This is a genomic window from Keratinibaculum paraultunense (assembly GCF_016767175.1).
In the GTDB taxonomy this organism is placed as follows: domain Bacteria; phylum Bacillota; class Clostridia; order Tissierellales; family Tepidimicrobiaceae; genus Keratinibaculum; species Keratinibaculum paraultunense.
The window spans coordinates 593086-617040 of the sequence record NZ_CP068564.1 but is presented as its reverse complement, the minus strand read 5'-3'; the positions used below and the strand labels follow the sequence as shown (position 1 = coordinate 617040).

At 29.7% G+C, this 23955-nt stretch carries 25 protein-coding genes and 1 riboswitch; of the genes, 3 read left to right on the top strand and 22 right to left on the bottom strand.

Annotation, left to right across the window (positions count from 1 at the left end):
* Positions 1-7: 7 nt before the first annotated feature.
* The 5 genes from JL105_RS02880 to JL105_RS02860 form a co-directional block, all read right to left on the bottom strand.
* Entirely contained in the window at positions 8-1231 is a 1224-nt protein-coding gene (locus JL105_RS02880) for a restriction endonuclease subunit S (RefSeq protein ID WP_132026489.1), read from the bottom strand.
* Between the two features lie 68 nt (positions 1232-1299).
* A complete protein-coding gene (locus JL105_RS02875) occupies positions 1300-2823 on the bottom strand; it encodes a type I restriction-modification system subunit M (protein WP_132026487.1) in 1524 nt (507 codons plus the stop codon).
* 4 nt (positions 2824-2827) lie between these two features.
* Positions 2828-3418, bottom strand: a complete 591-nt coding sequence (locus tag JL105_RS02870; protein WP_132026485.1) for a restriction endonuclease subunit S domain-containing protein — start codon at positions 3416-3418, stop codon at positions 2828-2830.
* A 250-nt stretch (positions 3419-3668) separates the two neighbouring features.
* On the bottom strand, positions 3669-4067 hold the full coding sequence (locus JL105_RS02865; protein ID WP_132026483.1) for a M56 family metallopeptidase: 399 nt from the start codon (positions 4065-4067) through the stop codon (positions 3669-3671).
* Positions 4051-4251: a dodecin family protein gene (locus JL105_RS02860; protein WP_132026481.1), complete on the bottom strand. Its 201-nt coding sequence runs from the start codon at positions 4249-4251 to the stop codon at positions 4051-4053. Before JL105_RS02860 ends, JL105_RS02865 begins: the two co-directional genes overlap by 17 nt.
* Positions 4252-4539: 288 nt before the next feature.
* Here JL105_RS02860 and JL105_RS02855 point away from each other — a divergent pair, with 288 nt between their 5' ends.
* The gene (locus tag JL105_RS02855) at positions 4540-5007 is read left to right on the top strand and encodes a cupin domain-containing protein (RefSeq protein WP_132026479.1); all 468 of its coding nucleotides are present in this window, start codon (positions 4540-4542) and stop codon (positions 5005-5007) included.
* Positions 5008-5065: 58 nt separating this feature from the next.
* Here the strand turns inward: JL105_RS02855 and JL105_RS02850 are convergent, their stop codons facing one another.
* The 11 genes from JL105_RS02850 to JL105_RS02800 all read right to left on the bottom strand — a co-directional run bounded on the left by JL105_RS02850 (position 5066) and on the right by JL105_RS02800 (position 15700).
* On the bottom strand, positions 5066-8287 hold the full coding sequence (locus JL105_RS02850) for a DEAD/DEAH box helicase (RefSeq protein WP_132026477.1): 3222 nt from the start codon (positions 8285-8287) through the stop codon (positions 5066-5068).
* Positions 8288-8436: 149 nt separating this feature from the next.
* On the bottom strand, positions 8437-9984 hold the full coding sequence (locus tag JL105_RS02845; RefSeq protein WP_132026475.1) for a hypothetical protein: 1548 nt from the start codon (positions 9982-9984) through the stop codon (positions 8437-8439).
* Positions 9971-10747, bottom strand: coding sequence for an ABC transporter ATP-binding protein (locus JL105_RS02840; RefSeq protein WP_132026473.1), 777 nt, complete (start codon positions 10745-10747; stop codon positions 9971-9973). Before JL105_RS02840 ends, JL105_RS02845 begins: the two co-directional genes overlap by 14 nt.
* A 98-nt stretch (positions 10748-10845) precedes the next feature.
* The gene (gene thiD / locus JL105_RS02835) at positions 10846-11625 is read right to left on the bottom strand and encodes a bifunctional hydroxymethylpyrimidine kinase/phosphomethylpyrimidine kinase (protein WP_132026471.1); all 780 of its coding nucleotides are present in this window, start codon (positions 11623-11625) and stop codon (positions 10846-10848) included.
* Positions 11610-12266 carry an HAD family hydrolase gene (locus JL105_RS02830; protein WP_132026469.1) on the bottom strand — a complete coding sequence of 219 codons (657 nt, stop codon included), beginning with the start codon at positions 12264-12266 and terminating at the stop codon, positions 11610-11612. The genes thiD and JL105_RS02830 overlap by 16 nt, the downstream gene beginning before the upstream one ends.
* Positions 12247-12900, bottom strand: a complete 654-nt coding sequence (gene thiE, locus JL105_RS02825; RefSeq protein WP_132026467.1) for a thiamine phosphate synthase — start codon at positions 12898-12900, stop codon at positions 12247-12249. The genes JL105_RS02830 and thiE overlap by 20 nt, the downstream gene beginning before the upstream one ends.
* Positions 12887-13711 carry a hydroxyethylthiazole kinase gene (gene thiM, locus JL105_RS02820; protein ID WP_132026465.1) on the bottom strand — a complete coding sequence of 275 codons (825 nt, stop codon included), beginning with the start codon at positions 13709-13711 and terminating at the stop codon, positions 12887-12889. Before thiM ends, thiE begins: the two co-directional genes overlap by 14 nt.
* A 46-nt stretch (positions 13712-13757) precedes the next feature.
* Positions 13758-13869, bottom strand: a riboswitch (TPP riboswitch).
* Positions 13870-13925: 56 nt separating this feature from the next.
* Complete coding sequence (locus JL105_RS02815; protein WP_237722294.1) at positions 13926-14132, bottom strand: glutaredoxin; 207 nt, start codon at positions 14130-14132, stop codon at positions 13926-13928.
* A gap of 135 nt (positions 14133-14267) precedes the next feature.
* Positions 14268-14759 (bottom strand): methylated-DNA--[protein]-cysteine S-methyltransferase, encoded by a 492-nt coding sequence (locus JL105_RS02810; protein WP_132026461.1) that lies wholly within the window; start codon positions 14757-14759, stop codon positions 14268-14270.
* A 380-nt stretch (positions 14760-15139) separates the two neighbouring features.
* Positions 15140-15388 (bottom strand): nucleotidyltransferase domain-containing protein, encoded by a 249-nt coding sequence (locus JL105_RS02805; protein ID WP_132026459.1) that lies wholly within the window; start codon positions 15386-15388, stop codon positions 15140-15142.
* 3 nt (positions 15389-15391) lie between these two features.
* Positions 15392-15700 carry an HI0074 family nucleotidyltransferase substrate-binding subunit gene (locus JL105_RS02800; RefSeq protein WP_237722325.1) on the bottom strand — a complete coding sequence of 103 codons (309 nt, stop codon included), beginning with the start codon at positions 15698-15700 and terminating at the stop codon, positions 15392-15394.
* 301 nt (positions 15701-16001) lie between these two features.
* Here JL105_RS02800 and JL105_RS11530 point away from each other — a divergent pair, with 301 nt between their 5' ends.
* Positions 16002-16835: a Na+/H+ antiporter NhaC family protein gene (locus tag JL105_RS11530; protein WP_273542370.1), complete on the top strand. Its 834-nt coding sequence runs from the start codon at positions 16002-16004 to the stop codon at positions 16833-16835.
* Between the two features lie 41 nt (positions 16836-16876).
* A complete protein-coding gene (locus tag JL105_RS11525) occupies positions 16877-17260 on the top strand; it encodes a Na+/H+ antiporter NhaC family protein (protein ID WP_273542378.1) in 384 nt (127 codons plus the stop codon).
* A 246-nt stretch (positions 17261-17506) separates the two neighbouring features.
* On the opposite strand, the gene JL105_RS02790 is transcribed toward JL105_RS11525, so the two are convergent.
* From JL105_RS02790 to gap, 6 genes are all read right to left on the bottom strand, one after another.
* Positions 17507-17920, bottom strand: a complete 414-nt coding sequence (locus JL105_RS02790) for an EamA family transporter (RefSeq protein ID WP_132026457.1) — start codon at positions 17918-17920, stop codon at positions 17507-17509.
* Positions 17921-17976: 56 nt separating this feature from the next.
* Positions 17977-19269, bottom strand: coding sequence for a phosphopyruvate hydratase (gene eno / locus JL105_RS02785; protein WP_132026455.1), 1293 nt, complete (start codon positions 19267-19269; stop codon positions 17977-17979).
* A 43-nt stretch (positions 19270-19312) separates the two neighbouring features.
* Positions 19313-20845: a 2,3-bisphosphoglycerate-independent phosphoglycerate mutase gene (gene gpmI, locus JL105_RS02780; RefSeq protein ID WP_132026453.1), complete on the bottom strand. Its 1533-nt coding sequence runs from the start codon at positions 20843-20845 to the stop codon at positions 19313-19315.
* Positions 20846-20862: 17 nt separating this feature from the next.
* A complete protein-coding gene (tpiA, locus tag JL105_RS02775; RefSeq protein ID WP_132026451.1) occupies positions 20863-21612 on the bottom strand; it encodes a triose-phosphate isomerase in 750 nt (249 codons plus the stop codon).
* Between the two features lie 12 nt (positions 21613-21624).
* Positions 21625-22818, bottom strand: a complete 1194-nt coding sequence (locus JL105_RS02770; RefSeq protein ID WP_132026449.1) for a phosphoglycerate kinase — start codon at positions 22816-22818, stop codon at positions 21625-21627.
* A 97-nt stretch (positions 22819-22915) separates the two neighbouring features.
* Positions 22916-23920: a type I glyceraldehyde-3-phosphate dehydrogenase gene (gap, locus tag JL105_RS02765; protein WP_132026447.1), complete on the bottom strand. Its 1005-nt coding sequence runs from the start codon at positions 23918-23920 to the stop codon at positions 22916-22918.
* Between the last annotated feature and the right edge of the window lie 35 nt (positions 23921-23955).

The window sequence follows — 23955 nt, the reverse complement described above, 5'->3', positions numbered from 1 at the left end:
CTCCTTATCAATTCACTCTAACTATACCTGTTAAAAGTAATTGCATTAGACCTTTTTTCTGAAGTTTTAAAAGTTCTAGTTCCTTTTCCAATAACTCAATTTCTTTATCAGCTGTAGAGAGGATTTGGGCTATGGCTTTTTGTTCAGGCAATGGTGGATAATAGAACATCATTTCTTTTAAAAATTTAAAATGTCTATTATAACCCGTATCTGGTATTTTCTTAATTAACAAATGATAATAATAAAATTTTATGTCAAACCCTTCTTTAGTTTTAATCAATTGTGTACCATCAGCCCCTATAATAAAATCAAAATCTATATATTTTACTTCTCTTGTATGGTCTCCAAATACTATAACCCCATCAGATTTGATTTTAAATAATTTATCTTCATGATTAGAATACGCAATAATTTTCTGTTTTCCTTGGTCTACAACGGGATACAAGCCATCTTCTAGGTAATCTTTTGTTTTAATTTGATATTTATTAGATGGAATTCTAGAAAATATTTTATTAAACTCTACCTCTTCCCACTCCCCATCAAATCCAGGTAGTCTTACTTCTCCTGTTAAAAGTTTCTGCATTAATCCTTTTTTCTGTTGTTTCTTTTGTTCTATTAGTTTTTCTTTTAATTCTATAGCTTCGTCCCAAGTGGAGAGGATTTGGGCGATTTTTTGTTGTTCTTTCTCATGGATAACAGGTATTAATATAGTTTCTAAGTCTTTAGCATATATATGGACAACTGAATGTCCTTGCCCTAATTTGTACTTCTGATTATTTACAATATCATGATTTAATAAATATCCCAGTACTTCACCATCAATATCATAAGGTCGAAACACAACTATATCTCCCCCTGCATAAGCTTGATCTTCACCCAAATAGGCTACACATTTACCTATTTCTTCTAATGTTTCACCAGAACCAGCAAATAAAATATCATTTTTCTTTATAGGAACACTATTTTTGGCTGTCCTTTCATTAATATAGGACTTGAAATTTTTAAAAGTATAATTATAAGTTGTATATATTTCACCATAGGTTATACAGCCAATACCTTCAGTTAATATCCTTGACTTAGGTATTCCCTTTCCTCTAAAAAATTTACCTAATTCCCCCAACCTCTTCACTTCCCAATCCTCAGGTATAATCCCCACCTTAGTTTTCTTATACCCTTCAGGTACTTCGCCCCTACTTATCATTTCTATTCTTGTCTTTATTTCAGCATTCAAAATTTCCACCACCTTTTATACATCATAGTTCTAAAATTCTTCTTCTCGATATTTTTATAGTATTATCTCTAAAACCCTAATTCCTTCAAGTACTTCGCCATCTGTTCTTCAACTTTATTAATCTCTGCTTTTATATTCTTAATATTCTCAGCTACTTCGTCCATATTAACTGGATCTTCTTCTTCAAAGGTATCTACATATCTTGGGATATTCAAATTGTAATCATTTTCTTTTACTTCTTCTATGCTTGCTACATAAGAATATTTATCTACTGTTTCATAGTTTTCATAAGTTTCCACTATTTTTTCTATATCCTGTTCTCTTAATTTGTTCTGTTTTTTACCTTTTTCATAATTTCCTTCTCCTGATGCATCTATAAATAAAATATCTGTTCTATTTCTATTTTTCTTAAACACCATTATACAAGCTGGAATTCCCGTACCATAAAACAATGCTTCTGGAAGACCAATTACTGCATCTAATAAATTATTTTCTATAATTTTTTTCCTAATTTTCCCTTCACTAGCTCCTCTAAATAAAACCCCATGAGGAAGTATTACAGCCATTCTTCCATCTTCAGCTAGGGAATGAAGCATATGCAATACAAAAGCATAATCTCCCCTTGATTTAGGCGGTACTCCCCAGTTAAATCTTCCATAAGGGTCTAAACTTGCTTCCATTTTAAATTTATCATCATTATCTCCTGCAAATCCCATCGCCCATTTATCTAATGAAAATGGAGGATTAGCTACTACTACTTGAAATTTCATCAATTTCCCATCATCTAAATGCAGTGGATTGGATAAAGTATCCCCCCATTCAATTTTAGCATCATCTATACCATGTAAAAACATATTCATCATACATAGAGAATGAGTTTGTCCATTTCTCTCTTGACCATATATAGCTACTTTTCTACCAGGTACTTGATTTGCAACTCTTATAAGTAAGGAACCAGAACCACATGCAGGATCATATATCCTATCATTTTCTTTTGGTTTTACCAATCTAGCTAATAATTCAGATACCATAGAAGGAGTAAAAAATTCTCCACCTTTTTTCCCTGCATCAGATGCAAATCTTTCTATCATATATTGATAGGAATTTCCAATAATGTCATCATCTCCAACTTTGGAAGGCCTTAAATCCAATTTTGCAAAATCCTCTATTAATGTCCTGAGCATAGCATTTCTATCTTTTGTCTTCCCTAATACTGCTTCACTATTAAAATCTATACTCATAAATACATCTCTTAATTTACCTGGATTATCTTCCTCTAACTTAGCTAGTGCTTTGTTGATTATTTCCCCAATATTTGAATCATTTCTTTTAGTATACAAATAATCAAAAGTACATTTTTCATCAATTATAAATCTCTCTCTAGACATTGCCCTTTTAACCATTACTTCATTTCCTTTAAATTTTTCCATGTATTCTTCTAAATGTTCCTTATATGTATCACTTAGATATTTTAAAAAAAGCATTACAAGTACATAATCCTTATATATACTAGAATCAATTTTACCTCTAAAAGTATCACATGCCTCCCATAAAGTTCTATTTATTTCTTCCTGTGTAGTTTTTTTATCCATAGCTTTAATTCCTCCTCATTTCATTTTTAAGTAATTTATTTATTACTGCATTATAATACTTTTCTTTTTCTTCCATTAATTTTATTAATAATTTTTTTTCCTTGAAATATAATTTTTGAATTTCTCTTATTCTATTTTGATCTTCTTTTGAAAATTCTTTTATATCTATAGAAGAAAGTATAGTTTTATTGGTAGTAGATATATTAGTTCCTGTTTGAGATTTAATAAGCTCTTTTTTTGCTTCATCAGTATTTAAATACCAGGTTATATATTCTGGAATGTAATCCTTAGTTTTCAACTTTATTATTGCAAAATATGAAGGTACTAATAATCCGGTTTTGCTTTCATCAATATAAACAGCAGTATAAGGGTGACTTAATCTTACAAGAATATCCCCTTCTTCAGTAAAATATCCCTTATCCAATTTATCATTGCTTTCAAAAGTATCAAAAGGCTCTTCATTAAATACTCCATCTTCTTCAATATTTTTTAAAGTAATTAATTTATATACATCTTTAATTTCATATTTTATATTGGCTTTCTTCCTTGTTAATACTAATCCTGTCTTTATATTTGAAATTTCACCAAGTTTCAATTTTATACCTCTTCTCCCATGTTAAATATAGTTTTTGACTTTTGTGTACGATCTGTTAAATACAACATATAACAATTTGATTCGATTGTCAATGTTTTAAGATACTTTGTTTTTTTAGAGAAGTCAAACATATGTGATACAGACCTCTGAAAAATCTTCTCTGAATAATACTATGGTTTTCTTAAATTGTTCATTAAAAGTTTTTATCATTTGCAAAGTTCTTGTCCTTTAGTACTGTACAGTTTCTCTATCAAATAGAATGGTAGTTAAACAAGGCAGAGGAATAATAAACATCAATACAGGACATCTCCATATCCTTGACCATCAGAACAAATGAAAGCCAAATTATAGGATTAAAACTGTATTCAGGTCGAACTGAAGGAAGAGAATTTTGAATTGTAGCATTTACCACCTTATCTAAAGTTTCAACTCCAGTATTTATAGCAGGATTTTGTGTATAAATTATATCCTTGGGAATTGCATTAGATTTAGAATGTATCAAGCTTAAACTGCTCCCAAAAGAGAAGGGACAAATCAATCTAAACAATAATACACCCCAAAGAGCATAAGAAAATATTTTTGGTGCTTTTTTTAGCAATAATCGTATTAATATAATTACTAAAGCAACATAACTAGCAGTCAAACTCATGTTTAATAACGTTTAATCTATAATTGACTATTTTATCATTTTCAACAATGACCTGCATATTGCTAACATAGACACTTTGAATATTGTCTATTGTCTTTGAGGCTTCTGAAACTGCTTCTTGTGCTGCAGCTTCCCAGCCATTTGCTGATTCGGAAAGAAGTTCTATAACTTTGACTACTGCCATACAAATCCTCCTATCTAGCTTTTATATAATATATATTCTCTCTGTTATTGTATCCAAATTATACTTATATATTATTTACAATATAATTTTATTACTATAGTTTAGCAAATAGGAAGAAGTTACTAACAAGTAAACTATTCTGCTTTTAATTTATGGCAAATTTTCTTTCAACTTGTGTTAATGCCTTTTGATCATCCCTAATATACTACTTTTTTAGAAGAACTTTTACCTAATAAAAAACATATAATAAATATAGAATAATATAAAAAATCAATAGGAGTGAAAATTATGTGTTATAATAATAAATTGGAATATCATGGAAATTATTGGGAATATCCCATCAATTTAATAGACTATGGTCCTTACCCTTTTGTAATTAATATTGAAAAAGCTACAGAACAAAATGATTATTTCCGTATTGCTTTATGGACAGGAGAACATTTACAGCTTACGTTAATGAGCATTGATGTAGGTGAGGATATTGGTTTAGAAATGCATCCTAATACAGATCAATTTATTCGCATAGAAGAAGGTCAAGGAGTTGTTTTAATGGGAAATAGTATGGATAATTTAACTTTTCAAGCAAATGTATATGATGATTATGCAATAGTTATACCTGCTGGTACTTGGCATAATGTAGTCAATACTGGAAATACACCAATGAAACTTTATTCAATTTATGCTCCTCCTGAACATCCCCATGGTACAATTCATAAAACTAAAAAAGAAGCTGAAATGGAACACAATTATTATTAAATATAGATAGTAATCAAGTGGGCAGGGTTAAATTCCCTGCCCATAAATATATGTTTTTTTAAATTTTGAATAAAGATAATATTTCCTCTTCACTTAATTTAGATACTAAAGTTTCTCCTTCTGTTATTACTCTATCTATCATTTCTTTTTTTTCCTCTTGAAGTTGAAATATCTTTTCTTCAATTGTCCCTTTGGTTATAAGTTTAATTACTTGAACAGTATTTTCTTGACCAATTCTATGAGCTCTGTCTGTTGCCTGCTCCTCTACTGCAGGATTCCACCATGGATCAAAATGTATAACCGTATCTGCTCCCGTTAAATTTAATCCTGTCCCACCTGCTCTTAAAGAAATTAGAAATACTTCCCCTATACCTTTATTAAAATCCTCTACTAACTTTCCCCTTTTCATAACATCTGTAGAACCATCAAGATACATATATTGTATTCCTTCCCCATCTAACATATCCTTTATAATACTTAACATACTGGTAAATTGAGAAAAAAGAAGTATTCTATGTCCACCATCTATTGCATCGGTTAATATTTCTTTAAGAAAACTCAGTTTACCACTTTCCCCTTCATAATTTTCAATAAACATTCCAGGATGGCAACATATTTGCCTTAACCTTGTAAGTCCTGCTAAAATTTTTATTTGAGATTTATTAAATCCTTTATGACTTATTTCTTCCTCTATTTCTCCCTTTATAGATTTTAAATATGCAACATATATCTTTTTTTGTTCCTTTGTCATATCTACTACTATTTTTTGTTCTATTTTATCAGGCAATTCCTTTAATACATCTTTTTTAACTCTTCTTAAAATGAAAGGTTTTATATGAATATTTAAATCTTTAAGAGCATTACTATCCTGTTCTCTAACAATAGGCTTTTCATATCTTTCTGTGAATTTTTTCTTTGATAGCAAATACCCTGGCATTAAAAAATCAAAAATAGACCATAATTCCATAAGGGAATTTTCCATAGGAGTGCCAGTTAAAGCAAAATAATTATTAGCCTTGATACTTTTAACAGATTTAGCATTTAAGGAATTAGGATTTTTTATATGCTGAGCCTCATCTAATATACAATATCTAAAATTAATATCTTTATATAATTCTATATCTCTTCTTATAAGGGGATAAGATGTTATAACTATGTCGTAGTTGTTTATATCTTCAATAAGCTTATTTCTTTCTAATTTGTCTCCTACAATAATTAAAACTTTAAGATCAGGTGCAAATTTTTTAATTTCTGATTCCCAATTATATACTAATGAAGTAGGTACTATTACAATGGATGGAAATGAACCCTTTTCCTTTTTCTCTGATAATAAAAATGCAATTACTTGAAGTGTTTTGCCTAAACCCATATCGTCCGCTAAAATTCCACCAAAACCGTATTTAGATAAGGTCTTAAGCCATTTAAATCCAAATTTTTGATAATCCCTAAGTATATATTTAACCTCCTCTGGTATCTCATATTCTATATCTTCTGGTTCATTTATATCCATAATAAGTTTTTTAAAATTCACATTTTGTTTTATAAAATTTAATCTTTTTTCCTTCAAATATCTATCTAAATACATGCTTCTAAACTTAGGTATGGGAATAAACTCCTTTTTAAAATCAGATTTACTTACATTAAGATAATTTAACATATCATCAATATCTTTAATTTCTCTACTATCAAGCGGCAAAAAAGAACCATCCTTTAATCTATAATACTTTTTCTTCTCTTTTAAAGCTTTGAATACTTGATATAATTCTTCTTCATCTATTCCATCTATTTGGAAATCAAATTCTAGCATATCTAATTTTTCATTAAGCCTTATTCCTCCTGAAAAATCAGAGGCATTTTTAAGATTTAAGTTTTTAAAGTTTTCTGAATAATATATATCACAATATTGTTGAAGTTTAGGGAGAATATTATATATAAAGTCAAATATTTTTGCCTCTTCTTCCATAAACACTATTCCATCTCTAACCTTAAATTCACTTTTTTCAAGTAAACTTAAAATATATCTTTCTTTTTCAATATCTCGCAATAATATTTTATTTTTATCTACAAAATCATTTTCCTTAGAACTAAAAGGATTTATAGTTATATCTCCATAAATAAAATCAATTTTTCCTGTAATTATATCTTCCTGTTTATCAAAATAAATCTCAATTTTAAGTTCTGGATTATATATTGCTTCTTTTACTTTATCATCTATATTTAAATTGACAACATTTTTTATATTAGGAAGAACTTCTGATATAAAAGATTCTTTATATTTATCAGGAACCTTTAATGTTCCATTTCCTCTAACAACTATTTCATTATATAGAGGTGCTAATTTTCTTCTTTGATTTTCAGGCAATTTATATATTTGATTGAACCCAAAAAAATATTCTCCATCAGAAGTAAGAGGTAATAAAAGATCATTGGTATTAAATACTAGAGATAAATTCTCCCCATTCCCTTGAATATCCATATCCAAAGGTATTGCTTCTTCTACTATTACTATATCATTATAATTTTTATCCATAATTCTAGCATTAAAGCTTCTGCCTTTCATGAGATCAAAAAATCTTTTAACAGCAAAAGGTTTAAGCAAAACATTTTTAGATTTAAATATATTATCTGAATTATATATATTGTTTGTTTTATTATGTTCATATAATAGCATTAAAAAATCAATTATTTCTTTATCTTCTTCCTTAAATTTATGCTTATAAGGAGATAAAACAAAATGTTTCCCAAATTCTATATCCTGTTCTTCTTCTAAAGCATTTAGAAAATTTTTCATGTTTTTTACTACATATAATCTATCTTCACCTATGCGCAAATTTAAATATGAAGCTTTTTCTATATTATAATGTTCGCTTAAATTAAATTCATAATTAAGCTCCAAATTTAAATATACCTTTTCAATTTCATAATTTTGCCTATAAAAGTCTATTATATTAGATATACTTTGTTCATCTTTTTTAAATAATTTGCCTTCCTCATCTAAATCCTTTATACATTGAAGAATTGCTACTATATGTTTACAATCCCCTAAATATTTTTTATAAGCAGGGCAAGTACAATCTGTAGATACAATTTCTCCTTTTTCGCTAATTTTTATAGCAACTGTATATTTTGAATTTCCTCTCACAATACCTTCAAAATAATCTAAATTAGCATTTGATTTTAATTTAATTATTCTACCTTCATTGTAATATCTTATTCCTTTGATATAAGTAGAATAGCTATCAACTCTATCTAATAATATACTTTCATTTATGTTTAACATAATCCACCTCTATTAATCTAGCAATTGATTTTTATTATACCATAATATTATAAACTTAATTTGATTTTCTAAACAATAAAAAATAATAATTCTTAATTACAAAAGACTAGCCATTTAACTAGTCTTTTGTAATAACACAAATAAAGTTTTTATTCCCAAGTTTCTATTCTAATTTTTACCTTTTTTAATGTGCTTTTTACAAGTATTATAGCTATAATCATAATAGTCCAAGGTAATCCCATTGCTAAAACTTTATACCATATTGGAGATGTAGGCTTAATATTAGTCTGCATTTGAAAGGGAATTATAACTCCTAAACTTAAAATAATAGTGCCAAATTGAATTAACATACTCTCTGAAAACTTAAGCTTAAATCCATCACCAACTAAACTTCGCTGAGGATCATTTAAAAAAATATTTAAACCAAAAGCTGAAGAATACAATATAACTGCTATCATAGGAATAATACTTAAAAATATTATTGGTTCCACATCAATCAATAAATATCCAACTAACAATACGATTACATAATCCAATGTATAAATTATGGCAGGTATAAATGCCTTATATCTTATAACTTTATCCATATCTATAGGCAACAATTTTAAAAAAGGCCAGCTCTTTTTTTCTTCAGTTATAAGTTGAATACTTAAAATAGCAGTATATAATGCAGAAAATAATGCCACAAACATAGCTCCACTTAATATAGATTTATTTATATAAGTAAACACCAAAGGAAATATAATAGCATAGGATATACTAAAAATATTTTTTGGATTCCTAAAAATAAGTCGTATTTCTTTCTTTATGATTGGATAACGAGATATTTGAATTCCTTTTTTTGTTTTACTTTTACTTCGTCCACTATCCATATTGAATACATTTGTTGCCTTTATTATTACAAATGCAAATATTATAGATAATAGCCCTAAAAGAATAAATACTCTATTATCCCCTTTAACTGCATACAAAAACCAATTAGTAGGCATTATCCATGCATATTTCCCTTCCAGGATTCCAAAAATACCATGAAAACTATCTAGAATAGCTTCAAAATTTTCTGCTTGCCTGGGAAATACATTCATTACAACTACATAAGCAATTATACTAACATATAAAAATATTTGAGAAAATATATTTGCAGTCGATTTTTTCATAAATCGTGCCATGATAGAACCTATGGTAAAAGAAAAAAGAAATATAAAAACCATAAACAACAATAATCCTATTATGCTTAACAATATATTTAATTTAAAAGCTACACCATAACATAGACCTAAAATAATTAACATTAATAATGGAAGTACTCCCATAAATAAACCCATAGAAGCTTTAAATATAAATATAGTCGATCTTTTTATGGGCAATGTTAATAAAAATGTCATATCATCTGCTTCAAATACATTAAATACCATACTTGGGACCAACGTGAGAATAGCCATCAATCCAAAAGTAGCAGGATATAAAAACATGTAAATATCAAATAAATATCCTTTATATGGTAAACCTAAGCTGGAAACAGGTACAGCTAGCATATTAGCCATTTCATAAAACATCATTATCATTGGAATGGCCATTAAAACTATAAAAAACAATGACATTGCCCAATTTATAGCATTACCAAACTTTTTACCATTTGATTTATTGGGTTTAGACGTTTTTGTGGCGTATTTATATAAAAGTTTAAGGTCTCTCATTTTGCAAAGCCTCCACTATATCACTAACATCCTCATTTCCAGTAAGTTCTAAGAATAAATCCTCTAGACTAGTGTGCCCTTCATGGCTCAAATTTCTCAATTCTTCCAATGTACCTTCTGCTATAAGCTGTCCTTTATCTATTATACCTATCCTATTACACATCTTTTCGGCTATTTCCAATACATGGGTAGTTAAAAATATAGTAGAACCTTCTTCTGCATATTTATGCAACAATTCTTTCAATATTCGTGCAGCACGAGCATCAAGTCCTACAGTAGGCTCATCTAAAAACATCACCTTTGGTTGACGCATTAAAACAGATACTAGCATCAACTTTTGTCTCATACCGTGGGAATAATCTCCTATATAATCGTCTAAATAATCCACATTAAAAGCTAAAGATAATTCTTGAATTTTAGGTAGTACATTCTCTTTTTCCAATTGATACACACCTATTATAAAATCTAAAAATTCATTTCCCCTTAAGCCTTCATATATCTTAGGTTCATCAAGTACTACTCCAATTCGCCTTTTTATCTCCAGCTCATTATCTTCCATGGAAAGTCCTTGTATAAATATGTCTCCCTTTGTAGGAGTTAAAGTACCAGTTAACATCCTTATAGTTGTAGTTTTACCTGCTCCATTAGGTCCAAGAAATCCATAAATTTCCCCTGGCTTAATTTTAAAATTTATATGATCTACTGCAGTATAATCGCCAAATTTTTTAGTCAAATCTATTGCTTCAATAAACACATTATCCATATACCCCATCCTTTCTGTAAATAAAAATTGTCTTTTTGTCTATAAAATAACATTGTTATTTTTAGTATATATCTTACTAGTTTGAATATCAATATTTTTTAAATATTATATAAATGATTTAATGGTCCTCTTCCTTTTCCTATATCTAATTTTGCATTTATAGCTCCCCATAGATATTGTTTAGCTTCTTCTACCGCTGTTAATATATCCATACCTTTTGCAATATTTGCAGCAATGGCAGACGATAGAGTACATCCTGTTCCATGGGTATTTGGGTTGTCTATTCTTTCACCTTTAAGCCAATGGATCTTTCCATCTATATACAATACATCATCAGCACTGTCCTCTAAATGTCCACCTTTAACTAGTACTGCACCTTTTATGAATTCTCCTATTATTTTAGCTGCTTTTTCCATATCCTCTTTATCTTTTACTTCTATACCACTTAATACAGATGCTTCAGACATATTAGGTGTAATAATATCTGCTAAGGGGAATATCTTTTGAACTAAAGTCCTAGTTGCAGAAGATTTCATTAAATTACTCCCACTAGTAGATACCATAACAGGATCTACTACAATATTTTTCCCATTATATTGTTTTAATTTTTCTGCTATAATTTCAATAATCTCTTCATTAGATACCATACCTATTTTTATTGCATCAGGGAATATATCAGTAAATACAGCATCAAGCTGTTTCCCTACAAATTCCCCTGGTAAATCTATAACATCTATTACTCCTTTGGTATTCTGTGCTGTTACAGATGTAATAACACTCATTCCATAAGTTTTATGAGCAGCAAAAGTTTTTAAATCTGCCTGTATACCAGCTCCACCGCTAGAATCAGACCCTGCTATAGTTAACAACTTTTCCATAATTTATCTACCCCCAATTGACTAAAATTATCAATATATATATCAGCTACTTCCTTTATTTTTTCTAAATCCTTTAAAGCAGACTCATCTTTTACTGCAACAATATTTAAGCCACATTTTTTAGCCGATATCATAGGATATAAAGCATCTTCAAATACCCAAATTTCCTCAGGATTTAGTCCTAATTTATTTATAGTAATTTCAAAGAACTTAGGATTGCCTTTACTTATGCCAACATCTTCTACAGTTTGTATAAATTCAAAATAATCGTAAATACCATGTCTATTTAAAGCCATCAAAACAAGATGCTTATCTGTAGAAGTAGCTATAACCATTTTTATGCCCCTATTTTTAAATTCTTTCAATATTTCTAATGTATAAGGCTTTAATTGAAGCTTATTTGCATAATAATCTGTTAATAAGCTTTCTATATCTTCTTTAATTTTGTCTGGTGTATATCTTATATTAAACTTTTCCTTCATATATACACAAGCTTCTCTTAATGTTAACTCTTCTAATTGTTTATCCAAATCCCTAGGAGGATTAATACCTATAGATAATAGATATTTATAAGCTAAACTATCCCACAGCCACATAGAATCTAATAAAGTACCATCTAAATCAAATATTGCTCCTTTCACAAAATACCTCCTTTGAAAGATTGTATAAATTTCTTGTAGCTTCTGCTATATCTTCTTTAGAAAGTATAGCAGAAATTACAGCAATTCCATCTAATCCACTATCTTTAAGTAGATGTATATTTGTTTCATTTATTCCTCCTATGCCTACTACTGGAATATTAACAGCTCTAGTGATTTTCTTTACTTCATCCACACCTATATAAATAGCATCTGATTTTGATGATGTTGGAAATATAGAACCTGCCCCTAAATAATCAGCTCCTGCTTTTTCAGCTTTTATAGCTTCTTCTACATTGCTTACAGAAACTCCAAGTATCTTGTTTTCCCCTAATATTTCCCTTGCTCTTGAAGCTTCTAAATCATCTTGTCCCACATGTACTCCATCTGCATCTACTTCAATGGCTATTTGAATATTGTCATTTATGACAAAAGGAATATTATATTTATCTGTAATCTTTTTTATTTCAATAGCTAACTTTTTAAATCTATCATAATCTAAATTTTTCTCTCTAAGCTGAACAAATGTTACATTATTCTTTATAGCTAATTCTACAACCTCAGAAAGAGTCTGATCTTTTAGCCAAGTTCTATCTGTAACTAAATAAAGAAGCAAATCTTTTCTATCTATTTTCAATCTTAATACCTCCCATTAATGTAGTTTCATCTAAATTACTCATATAATCAATTAAGTAAGTTCTTAAAGAACCATTACCTAAACCTTCTTTCACAACTTTTCCATTTGCTAATTCTCCACACAATCCCATTGCTGCAATAGCTACTGCTGTGCTATCTAATATATTTTCTGGATTAGCACCTATAAATCCACCTATTATCCCTGCTAACATACAACCTGTTCCTGTTATTTTCCCCATGTTTTTATGCCCATTTCTAATAATGTAAGTTTTATCTTTATTGGTAACTATATCTATAGGTCCAGTGATTGCTACTACTGCATCATTGGCTTTACTAACTTCTTTTGCTACTTGTATGTATTCATCTATATTTCTATCATTTATTATATCTTCTAAACTTACATCAACTCCACCTGAAGTTTTCGTTTTATTGAGTATTGCCTTAATTTCCGAAGCATTACCCTTTATTACAGAAAAATTAACTTCCTCTAACAATCTTAAAGTAGCCTCCATTCTAAGCCTGGAAGCTCCTACTCCCACAGGATCTAAAACTACAGGATGATTTAATTCATTTGATGTTTTACCAGCTTGTATCATAGACTCTATAGTTCTAGTATTTAATGTTCCTATATTTAATACCAATGAATTGCTAATAGAAGTAATATCAGAAACCTCTTCAATATCATCTGCCATTATAGGAGAAGCACCTGATGCAAGAATGATATTGGCTACATCATTTACTGTGACATAGTTAGTAATACAATGTACTATTGGTGTTTTTTTATGTACATTTTTAAATAATTGGCTATACACTTATATCCCTCCTAAAATAAAATAAGACCTGCCATTGCAAGTCTCAATAATAATATTAAATGATCCCTACGTTGGCATTACCCAAATCAGGTCAAATGGTCGAACTGACACCACAGTTCCTCTCAGCAAAGTTTAACTAAGCTCCCATTCCTTATTTTTTAATTGTACAACTTCATTATAGCATATAAATATTTTTCATCCAAATTAGATTTGTTTATATCTTTAAATCTTTGTAGTCAAAAATAATCTGTTCTCCATCATTTACAACTATACATGGAAGACCTACTCTTCCCGCTTTTTTTATTTCATCAAATTCTTTCCTATTGTCTCTATATTTTAAAAATTTCTTTAAATTAAACATGTTTTCAGTAATATCTAAGTATGCAAATTTTACATTATTTTTTGAAAGATACTCTTTCACTGGTTCACAATCTGGTCAATGCTTGCTACCAAAAACAATTATCTTATCCACTTAAATTTCCCCTTTCAATATTATTTACTTTAGTATACCATATATGATATTTTAGTTAAATAATAATTCTACATTTAACATAACTTATATTTTTATTGCCCCTTCTAACTCAAGTAGAAATCTTTTCACATTTATTTTATCTCCAGCAAAACCTACTAAATCTCCATTTTTACCTATTACTCTATGGCAAGGGATAATTATTGGTAATTGATTGGCTTTATTTGCTTGTCCTACTGCTCTTACAGCTTTAGGATTTCCTATTGCTTCTGCTATTTGTAAGTAGCTTCTAACCTCACCATAAGGTATCTCTCCTAATGCATTCCAAACCTTAATTCTAAATTCTGTACCTTCAATAGATAAGGGTAGTTGAAAATTTTTTCTCTTTTTATTAAAGTATTCATCTAATTGAATAACAACATCTTTGCAAGTTTGTTTATCTAATTTAATATCTGCATTTTCTGTTAAATAATCTTCCCAATCCTCTTTAAAAAGAGATACTTTTTTAACCCCAATTTCATCTACTACTACATGAATCAGTCCTATTGGTGAATCATATGTATCATAAACAATTTTCATAGTACACATCCTCTTTTTACTTATACTTTTATAATTAATCATACTTAACTTTTATCGATTTCCTAAAAGCAATATCACATAAAGTTAATATAAAGTAAACGATAATTCCATCAAAAATGTAGTTTAAGCCAAAATAAGCACTGATTGCAGCACAGGGTATTAGTATAAGATGCAAAAAGATCCGTCCCACTTGCATATGTAGAGTTTAAAGCTGCTTGCCTTGTAATAGTATTTGCAGTCAAATAAAAAACCTTAGAAGCAATACCTTCACCAATAGCCTTTATTTAAGGAAATACAGTGGAAATGATCTTACCAGCACCAGTTGCAAAACAAGACCCAGATTAAATAATCTTGGTCACTAAGATTTATTGTTTATTGAACTAATTACCTATGAGTTTATTACAATTTAAAATCCTCTCAAAGAGGCTTACTTTTCCCAAATTATTTTTCCCACACTGTCTATATGAATGATGTTTAAATTTTTCTCCTTTAAGGGCTAGGTCGATACCAAGACCTTTTTTATAATTCTCCATTGCCCTACTTTCAAAAATAATAACTTCTTCTATTTCTGGATACCCATTAATAGCTTTTAATATAAATTTAAAGTCTCTTTCTAATAATCCATACATTTTTTAGTTCCTTAACCAATTTTTCATATAATTTCTTAAGTTGTGGATAGTAAATAGTGGAAATATCTTCAACCATTTTTTCACTAAGTCCTCATCATAAGTATGGACTGTTAAGTTTCTGTCTGCTAAAGCATCAATCCAAGTATGCCCATGATCAATTAATTCTATCTGATAAGCCTGTTTAATTGCTTCCCTTAGACTTTTCACAATTAATTGTTGGAATTCTAGATAACCTTTCATGAGTTTCCATGAGAGCTCAAATGAGATTTCAAATAATTGGATAATACCTGCTCGTTCCAACTCTGTCTCAATAGATTTATCAATATATTTACTTAAAGATTTATATGATTTCTCAAAGTTGGTGAATCTTTGTCTCCACCTTATATCTTTAAACTCACTAATTAAAAGCCCCCTCCGATTTTTAAATTATAGTTACTTATATTATACCTTATTTATGATATCTTATAAACCCGTATCTTATTTCTTGAGTTTCCGCATTTTTTTCTGAATCATAGATAAATCAATGCCTTTAGCCTTTGATATGTAAACAGCAAATAAAATATTACAAAATTTGTATGAATCGCTTTTATCATTTGGTTTTCTTATTTTTATAATGGCAATAAGTATTGCAAAATTTAAAGCAGATCCTCATATTCCAATGTTAATAGGAACAATGTTTGCTGCTCTTATTGCTCTAAAAATAGGATATAGTTGGAATGAAATTGAAAAAAGCATGTTTGACGGTATTTATCAAGCATTACAAGCAGTAGTTATCCTTGCAATTATAGGTCTTTTAATTGGTGTTTGGCTGTTAGCAGGAGTAGTTCCCAGTATGATTTATTATGGATTACATATACTAAAACCTCAAATATTTCTAGTAGCTACATTGATTATATGTTCTATTACTTCCATTGCAACAGGAACCAGCTGGGGAACAGCTGGCACCATGGGGCTTGCATTAATGGGCATTGCCTCAGGACTAGGAATACCTGCACCTATTGCAGCTGGAGCCATTATTTCTGGGGCTTATTTTGGGGATAAATTATCTCCATTATCTGATACAACTAATTTAGCACCTGCAGTTTCAGGTACTGATGTATTTACACATATTAAGTTTATGCTCAAGAGTACCTTAATAGTTTATATTATATGTGCAATATTATATTTATTCTTAGGTTTTAAGTATGTAGGTTCATCTGCAAATATGTCTTCTATTGTTACAATACAAGAAGGTTTAGCTTCAGCATTTAATATTTCGCCATTATTACTACTTCCACCTTTAGCAGTAATTATCTCAATTGCATTTAAAGTTCCTGCTATACCTGGAATAACTATTGGGATAATACTAGGAATCATTGAAGCTTTTATATTTCAAGGTGCAAATTTCGGTCAAATTTTAAGTGCTAGTTATAGCGGTTTTGTTAGTAATACAGGAATACAGGAATAACGATAATAGATGAATTGTTAACTGCAGGTGGTTTGAATAATATGATGTACTCTATCTCTTTAACTATAATAGCCATGATGTTTGGTGGTATCATGGAAAAAACAGGACAATTAGAAGTTATAGTAGAAGTCCTTTTAAGAAAAATAAAGAGTGTTACTGGACTAATAACCATGACAGTATTTACTTGTATTTTCAGCAATATGACCATGCCAGAACAATATATTTCCATTGTAGTGCCAGGAAGTTGGAATACATGTGGTGTGTTTATGACAGGAATATTAGGAGTTTCTACTTTTCAATATGGGAAATGGGCATTTTTCAACTATCTAATGCCAATTGCTGTCATTTTATTAAGTATACCTGGTATAACAGTAGCCAAAATTGAAGACGATCCAGATACAATAATAGAAACTAAAGAAATATGATAAAAGTTATTTTTTAAAAATATTCTTTATTATTACAAGTATATAATTTTCTAATATATTTATATTAAATATTTAATATAAAGTAGAAACTTTTTTCTATTTAGAGATAAGAAAAAAGTTTCTACTTTTAAAATTACAATAAAGTATTTATAATTTAAATTAAAGCAAACACTGATTTGGATGCATAAGACGCAAAAATGCAAAAAGACCCATCCCTCTTGCATGCTCTTGCACGCAAAGAATAGTTTACAGTAACATCACAAATGTTCCTGCTATTATAAGTACACTTGCTATTATAGTTTTTAAAGTAAATTTTTCCCCTAATATTAAAAAAGATAATATTAAAGTAAGAACTATACTAGATTTGTCAATAGGTGCTACCTTTGATACATCTCCAATAGATATAGCTTTATAATAAAACATCCAAGATAATCCAGTTGCAATCCCTGATAATATTAAAAATATCCAATTTTGCTTAGTTAAATCTTTAATTCCAGACTGTGCTCCTGTTAAAAATACAATTCCCCATGATAAAAATATAATAACAACAGTACGAATTGCTGTAGCAAGATTAGAATCGACTCCCTTTATACCAATTTTAGCAAGGATTGAAGTTAAAGCTGCAAATAATGCAGATAAAATCGCATATAATTTCCACATTATAAACAATCTCCTCTCTATAAATTTAATATAAAGAAATAGTAAGGAAATCCTTACTATTTCTTTATATTATAAAAAGCTTTTTTACCTCTATATTCACCAGTAGCTCCTAAAAAGTCTTCAATTCTTAATAGTTGATTGTATTTTGCTACTCTATCTGTTCTAGAAGGAGCTCCAGTTTTTATCTGTCCTGCATTAGTTGCCACTACTAAATCAGCTATAGTAGTATCTTCTGTTTCTCCAGATCTATGGGATACTACTGCTGTATATCCATGAACTTTTGCCATTTCAATAGTATTCAGTGTTTCAGTTAACGTACCTATTTGATTTAATTTAACCAATACAGAATTAGATACTCCTAATTCAATTCCTTTTTCTAAACGTTTAGTATTGGTAACAAATAGGTCATCTCCTACTAATTGAATTTTATTTCCTAATCTCTCTGTTAGCTTTTTCCATCCATCCCAATCTTCTTCTGCTAGACCATCTTCTATAGATATAATTGGATATTTTTCTACTAATTCTACATAGTAATCTATCATCTCATCTACTGTTAATTCCCTATTTTCTCCTTCTAGTTTATATATCCTTTTCTCTTCATCATATATCTCAGTAGCTGCTACGTCTAATGCTAAATATACATCTTCACCTGGTTTATATCCTGCTTTTTCTATGGCTTCAACTATGGTTTTTAAAGCTTCTTCATTACTGGTTAAATTTGGTGCAAAACCACCTTCATCTCCCACCGCAGTATTTAAACCTTTAGATTTCAATACTGCTTTTAAATTATGAAATATCTCTGCTCCCATCCTCAAAGCTTCTTTAAAATTAACTGCTCCTACAGGCATTATCATAAATTCTTGAATGTCAACATTATTATCCGCATGTTCTCCACCATTTAAAATATTCATCATAGGAACAGGTAATACTTTTGCATTTACTCCTCCTATATAATTAAATAAAGGCATTCCCAATTCATTAGCTGCTGCTCTTGCTACTGCTAAGGATACACCAAGGATAGCATTTGCTCCAAGTTTTCCCTTGTTTTCTGTTCCATCTAATTCTATAAGAGTCATATCTATACCAACTTGGTCATATACATCCATTCCAATAATCTCTTCTGCAATTATGTTATTAACATTATCTACAGCTTTCATAACTCCTTTACCTAAATATCTTTCTTTGTCTCCGTCCCTTAATTCCACAGCTTCAAAAGCTCCAGTACTTGCTCCTGATGGCACTAAAGCTCTTCCATGTGCATCTAATTCTGTCCAAACTTCTACTTCTACCGTTGGATTTCCTCTAGAATCTAATACTTCTCTAGCATATACATCTGTTATTAAACTCATATTTATTCCTCCTTAATTCACTTTGTAAATTTAGCTGTAATTTTTAATTGATTATCAAACTGTTACCAGTCATTTCCTTTGGCTTTTTCAGTCCCATCATATCTAATAAAGTAGGTGCTATATCTGCTAATATACCTTCTCTTAATTCAATATTTTCTCTTTCTCCAACCATTATTAGTGGCACTTTGTTAGTAGTGTGAGAAGTAATAGGGCTACCATCCTTTTCATCTATCATCATCTCCACATTACCATGATCAGCAGTTATTAAAGCTTTGCCTCCCTTTTTTAAAAGTAAATCAATTATTTCACCTAAACAGTAATCCACTGTTTCTACAGCTTTTATTGCTGCTTCTACTACTCCTGTATGCCCCACCATGTCAGGATTTGCAAAGTTTAATATTATTAGATGATATTTATTCATATTTAATCTATTTAACACTTCATCTTTTACTTCTATAGCACTCATTTCTGGCTTTAAATCATAAGTAGCTACTTTAGGAGATGGAATTAATACTCTATCCTCATTTTCATAAGGTTCTTCTCTTCCTCCATTAAAGAAAAATGTTACATGAGCATATTTTTCTGTTTCTGCAATTCTCAACTGATTAAATCCTAATTTACTTATATATTCTCCTAAAGTGTTTTCTGGTTTTTCTGGCTTAAAAGCAACATAGACATTTTTTATAGTTTTGTCATATTCAGTCATAGTAACAAAAAAAGCATCTACTACTTTTTCTCTTTGAAAACCTTCAAACTCATCATCTACAATAGCTCTGGTTATTTGTCTAGCCCTATCAGGTCTAAAATTAAAAAATATAACCGAATCTCCACTATCTATAGTAGCCACAGGTTTATCATTTTGAGTAATTACTGTTGGTATCACAAATTCATCATTTATTCCTTCATCATAAGATTTTTGTACAGCCTCTATTGGAGAAGTGTCTTTTTTCCCTTTGCCTAAAACCATAGCCTCATAAGCAAGCTTAGTTCTTTCCCATCTATTATCCCTATCCATAGCATAATATCTACCTGATACTGTTGCAATATGTCCTACACCAATCTCTGTAATTTTTTCTTCTAATTCTTCTAAATGTTTTTTTCCAATAGTTGGGGGTACATCCCTTCCATCTAGGAAAACATGAATATATACATCTTCTAAGCTTTGCCTTTTGCATAATTCTAATAATGCATATAAGTGGGTATTATGGGAATGTACTCCACCATCTGATAATAAACCCATTATATGAAGTTTTGATTTGTTTTTTTTAACATTATCTATAGCTTGTAGAAATTCCTTCTTATTGAAAAATTCCTCATTTTCTATGGACTTAGTTATCTTGGTCAATTCTTGATATACTATCCTACCAGAGCCTATATTTAAATGTCCAACCTCTGAATTCCCCATTTGACCATCTGGTAATCCCACCGCCATACCACTAGCTTCCAATTTTGTATTTGGATATTTTTTTAAATATCTATCAAAATTTGGAGTATCGGCTAAATATATAGCATTTCCTTCATATTCTTTTCCTAATCCCCAACCATCTAATATTATCAACATTGTTGGTTTGATCATATCTTTATCCTCCACATCTAATAGTTTATTAATTTTACAAAATCAGAAGCATTAAGGCTTGCACCTCCAACTAATGCTCCATCTATCTCCTCTTTATCCATTAATTCCTTTATATTATTAGGTTTTACACTGCCTCCATACTGGATTCTTATATTTTTACTTATATCTACACCATATTTTTTAGAAATCGTGTTTCTAATAAAACCACACATTTCATTGGCATCATCACTAGATGCAGTTTTTCCTGTACCTATAGCCCAAATTGGCTCATATGCAATAACTATATTTTCAATTTCCTCTTTTTTATTTATACCTTCCAAAGCTTTTAATACTTGTTCTTTAACTATTTCTTTTTCTTTAGCCTTTTCTCTATCTTCTAAAGTTTCTCCTACACATACTATAGGTTTAATGCCATGTCTTAATGCTGATTTAATCTTTTTGTTTACAGTTTCATCAGTTTCATTAAAATACTGCCTTCTCTCAGAATGTCCTATTATACAATAATCTATCCCTATTTCTTTTAGCATTAAAGGGGATATCTCTCCAGTATAAGCTCCACTATCTTCCCAGTGCATGTTTTGAGCACCTAATTTTATATTAGTTCCTTTTAACTCTTTTTTTACCTCATATAAACTAGTAAATGAAACGCATACTACAACTTCTACATTTTCATTTAAATTATAGCTTTTAATTTCATTAATTAATTTTAGGGATTGGGATATAGTATTATTCATTTTCCAATTCCCTGCAATAATTGGTTTACGCATCAAAACCCTCCTTTATTTATCACTAATAGCTGCAATTCCTGGTAACTCTTTCCCTTCTAAAAATTCCAAAGACGCTCCTCCTCCTGTAGAAATATGGGTCATCTTTTCTGCAAAACCAGCTTTTTCTACAGCAGCAGCACTATCACCACCACCAACTATCGTTATAGCATCAGACTCTGCCATAGCTCTAGCTATAGCATAAGTTCCCTTATTAAAGTTCTCCATTTCAAATACTCCCATAGGTCCGTTCCAAACTATAGTTTTTGCTTTCTTTATTTCCTCTGTAAATAACTTTATAGTTTCCTCACCTATATCCATTCCCATCATATCTGCAGGAATATTCTCTACACTAACTGTTTTAAATTCCGTATCATTTTTAAATTCCTTAGCCACAACCACATCTACAGGTAATAATAATTTTGCTCCTCTTTTTTCAGCTTCTTTTAAAAGCTCATTAGCCAAATCTAATTTATCTTCTTCAAGTATAGATTTACCAATTTCATAGCCTTGAGCTTTTAAAAATGTATAAGCCATGCCTCCTCCAATTAATATAGTATCCACTTTGTTTAATAAATTTTTTATGACCCCAATTTTATCTGATACTTTTGCTCCACCTAATATAGCCACAAAGGGTCTTTCTGGATTTTCTAACGCTTTACCCATAATGGATATTTCTTTTTCCACTAAGTAGCCCACTGCTGATGGCAACCAATTAGAAATTCCAACATTGGAAGCATGAGCCCTATGAGAGGTACCAAAAGCATCATTTATATATAGATCTCCTAAAGATGCTAATTCTTTTGCAAAACTTTCTTCATTCTTTTCTTCTTCTTTTCTAAATCTTGTATTCTCTAAAAGAACTACATCTCCTTCTTTCATGTTGGCAACTATTTCCTTAACATTATCACTAACAACTTTATCATCTTTTGCAAATATAACATCCTTATTTAGCAATTCTGACAATTTTTTAGCTACTGGTGCTAAACTATATTTAGGATTTGCTTCTCCTTTTGGTCTTCCTAAATGAGACATAAGTATCACCTTAGCACCATTTTCCATTAAGTACTTAATTGTAGGTAAAGAACTAACTATTCTTCTATCATCAGTAATATTTCCCTCATCATCCATAGGAACATTAAAATCACATCTAACCAATACTCTTTTACCTTGTACTTCTATATCCTCCAATGTCATTTTGTTTAGCATTTATATCACCTCTCAAACTAATTTAATTTATAAGTAATAATTGTCTAGATTTATTTTAAAATCCAATTGGGCGACCTTTAGTCGCCCTTAAATTTAATTATTTATTTGCTACCATCGCTGCTAAATCAACTACTCTATGAGAATATCCCCACTCATTATCGTACCATGAAACTACCTTTACCATATTATCAATTACCATAGTTGATAATCCATCTACTATAGAAGAACGAGGATCACCCTTATAATCTACAGATACTAAAGGCTCTTCTGAGTAACATAATATACCTTTTAATGAACCTTCACTTGCAGCTTTAAATGCATTATTTATTTCTTCCGCTGTTGTAGCTTTCTCTACTTCAAAAACCACATCTACAACAGAAACTGTAGGAGTTGGAACCCTCATTGCAAATCCATTCAATTTTCCTTTTAATTCTGGAATAACTAAAGCTACTGCTTTAGCTGCTCCTGTAGTAGTAGGTATAATTGATAGAGCTGCCGCTCTTGCTCTTCTTAAATCTTTATGTCTTTTATCCAATATTTGTTGATCATTAGTATAAGCATGAACAGTAGTCATAAGACCTTTTTTAATTCCAAAATTATCTAATACTACCTTTGCTACTGGAGCAAGACAATTGGTTGTACAAGAAGCATTAGAGATAATATTATGCTTTTCTGGATCATATTTATCTTCATTAACTCCCATTACTATAGTAATATCTTCATTCTTTGCAGGGGCTGTAACTATAACCTTCTTAGCTCCTGCTTCTATATGTTTAGATAATCCTTCTCTGTCTCTAAAAGCTCCTGTAGAATCAATTACTAACTCAACTCCTAAATCTTTCCATGGAATTTCTGAAGGATTTCTATGATCTACTCTTTTTATCTTCTTTCCATTGATTATAAATCCATCTTCTACCACTTCTATAGTTCCATTAAATTTCCCATATAATGAATCATATTTAAATAGATGAGCTAAAGTATTTAAATCTCCTGAGGCATTTAATGCTACTATTTCAAAATCATCTACATCATTTTCAAAGTAAATTCTTAAAAAATCTCTCCCTATTCTTCCAAATCCACTTAATCCAACTTTCATTGTCATAAATATTCCTCCTTAATATTGTATTTTTATATTAA

What these genes read in the sequence shown, in the direction of transcription:
- JL105_RS02790 (WP_132026457.1), bottom strand. Translation starts at nt 17,920, where the DNA reads ATGTGGAAATTATATGCGATTTTATCTGCATTATTTGCAGCTTTAACT.
- JL105_RS02850 (WP_132026477.1), bottom strand. Translation starts at nt 8,287, where the DNA reads ATGTTAAACATAAATGAAAGTATATTATTAGATAGAGTTGATAGCTAT.
- tpiA (WP_132026451.1), bottom strand. Translation starts at nt 21,612, where the DNA reads ATGCGTAAACCAATTATTGCAGGGAATTGGAAAATGAATAATACTATA.
- JL105_RS02770 (WP_132026449.1), bottom strand. Translation starts at nt 22,818, where the DNA reads ATGCTAAACAAAATGACATTGGAGGATATAGAAGTACAAGGTAAAAGA.
- JL105_RS02845 (WP_132026475.1), bottom strand. Translation starts at nt 9,984, where the DNA reads ATGAGAGACCTTAAACTTTTATATAAATACGCCACAAAAACGTCTAAA.
- JL105_RS02860 (WP_132026481.1), bottom strand. Translation starts at nt 4,251, where the DNA reads ATGGCAGTAGTCAAAGTTATAGAACTTCTTTCCGAATCAGCAAATGGC.
- JL105_RS02805 (WP_132026459.1), bottom strand. Translation starts at nt 15,388, where the DNA reads ATGTATGGATTATTAGAAAGAGACTTTAAATTTATATTAAAAGCTATT.
- JL105_RS02865 (WP_132026483.1), bottom strand. Translation starts at nt 4,067, where the DNA reads ATGAGTTTGACTGCTAGTTATGTTGCTTTAGTAATTATATTAATACGA.
- eno (WP_132026455.1), bottom strand. Translation starts at nt 19,269, where the DNA reads ATGAGTTTAATAACAGATGTATATGCTAGAGAAGTATTAGATTCTAGA.
- JL105_RS02875 (WP_132026487.1), bottom strand. Translation starts at nt 2,823, where the DNA reads ATGGATAAAAAAACTACACAGGAAGAAATAAATAGAACTTTATGGGAG.
- JL105_RS11525 (WP_273542378.1), top strand. Translation starts at nt 16,877, where the DNA reads ATGATGTACTCTATCTCTTTAACTATAATAGCCATGATGTTTGGTGGT.
- thiD (WP_132026471.1), bottom strand. Translation starts at nt 11,625, where the DNA reads ATGGAAAAGTTGTTAACTATAGCAGGGTCTGATTCTAGCGGTGGAGCT.
- JL105_RS02810 (WP_132026461.1), bottom strand. Translation starts at nt 14,759, where the DNA reads ATGAAAATTGTTTATGATACATATGATTCACCAATAGGACTGATTCAT.
- gpmI (WP_132026453.1), bottom strand. Translation starts at nt 20,845, where the DNA reads ATGATCAAACCAACAATGTTGATAATATTAGATGGTTGGGGATTAGGA.
- JL105_RS02855 (WP_132026479.1), top strand. Translation starts at nt 4,540, where the DNA reads ATGTGTTATAATAATAAATTGGAATATCATGGAAATTATTGGGAATAT.
- JL105_RS02840 (WP_132026473.1), bottom strand. Translation starts at nt 10,747, where the DNA reads ATGGATAATGTGTTTATTGAAGCAATAGATTTGACTAAAAAATTTGGC.
- gap (WP_132026447.1), bottom strand. Translation starts at nt 23,920, where the DNA reads ATGACAATGAAAGTTGGATTAAGTGGATTTGGAAGAATAGGGAGAGAT.
- JL105_RS11530 (WP_273542370.1), top strand. Translation starts at nt 16,002, where the DNA reads ATGGCAATAAGTATTGCAAAATTTAAAGCAGATCCTCATATTCCAATG.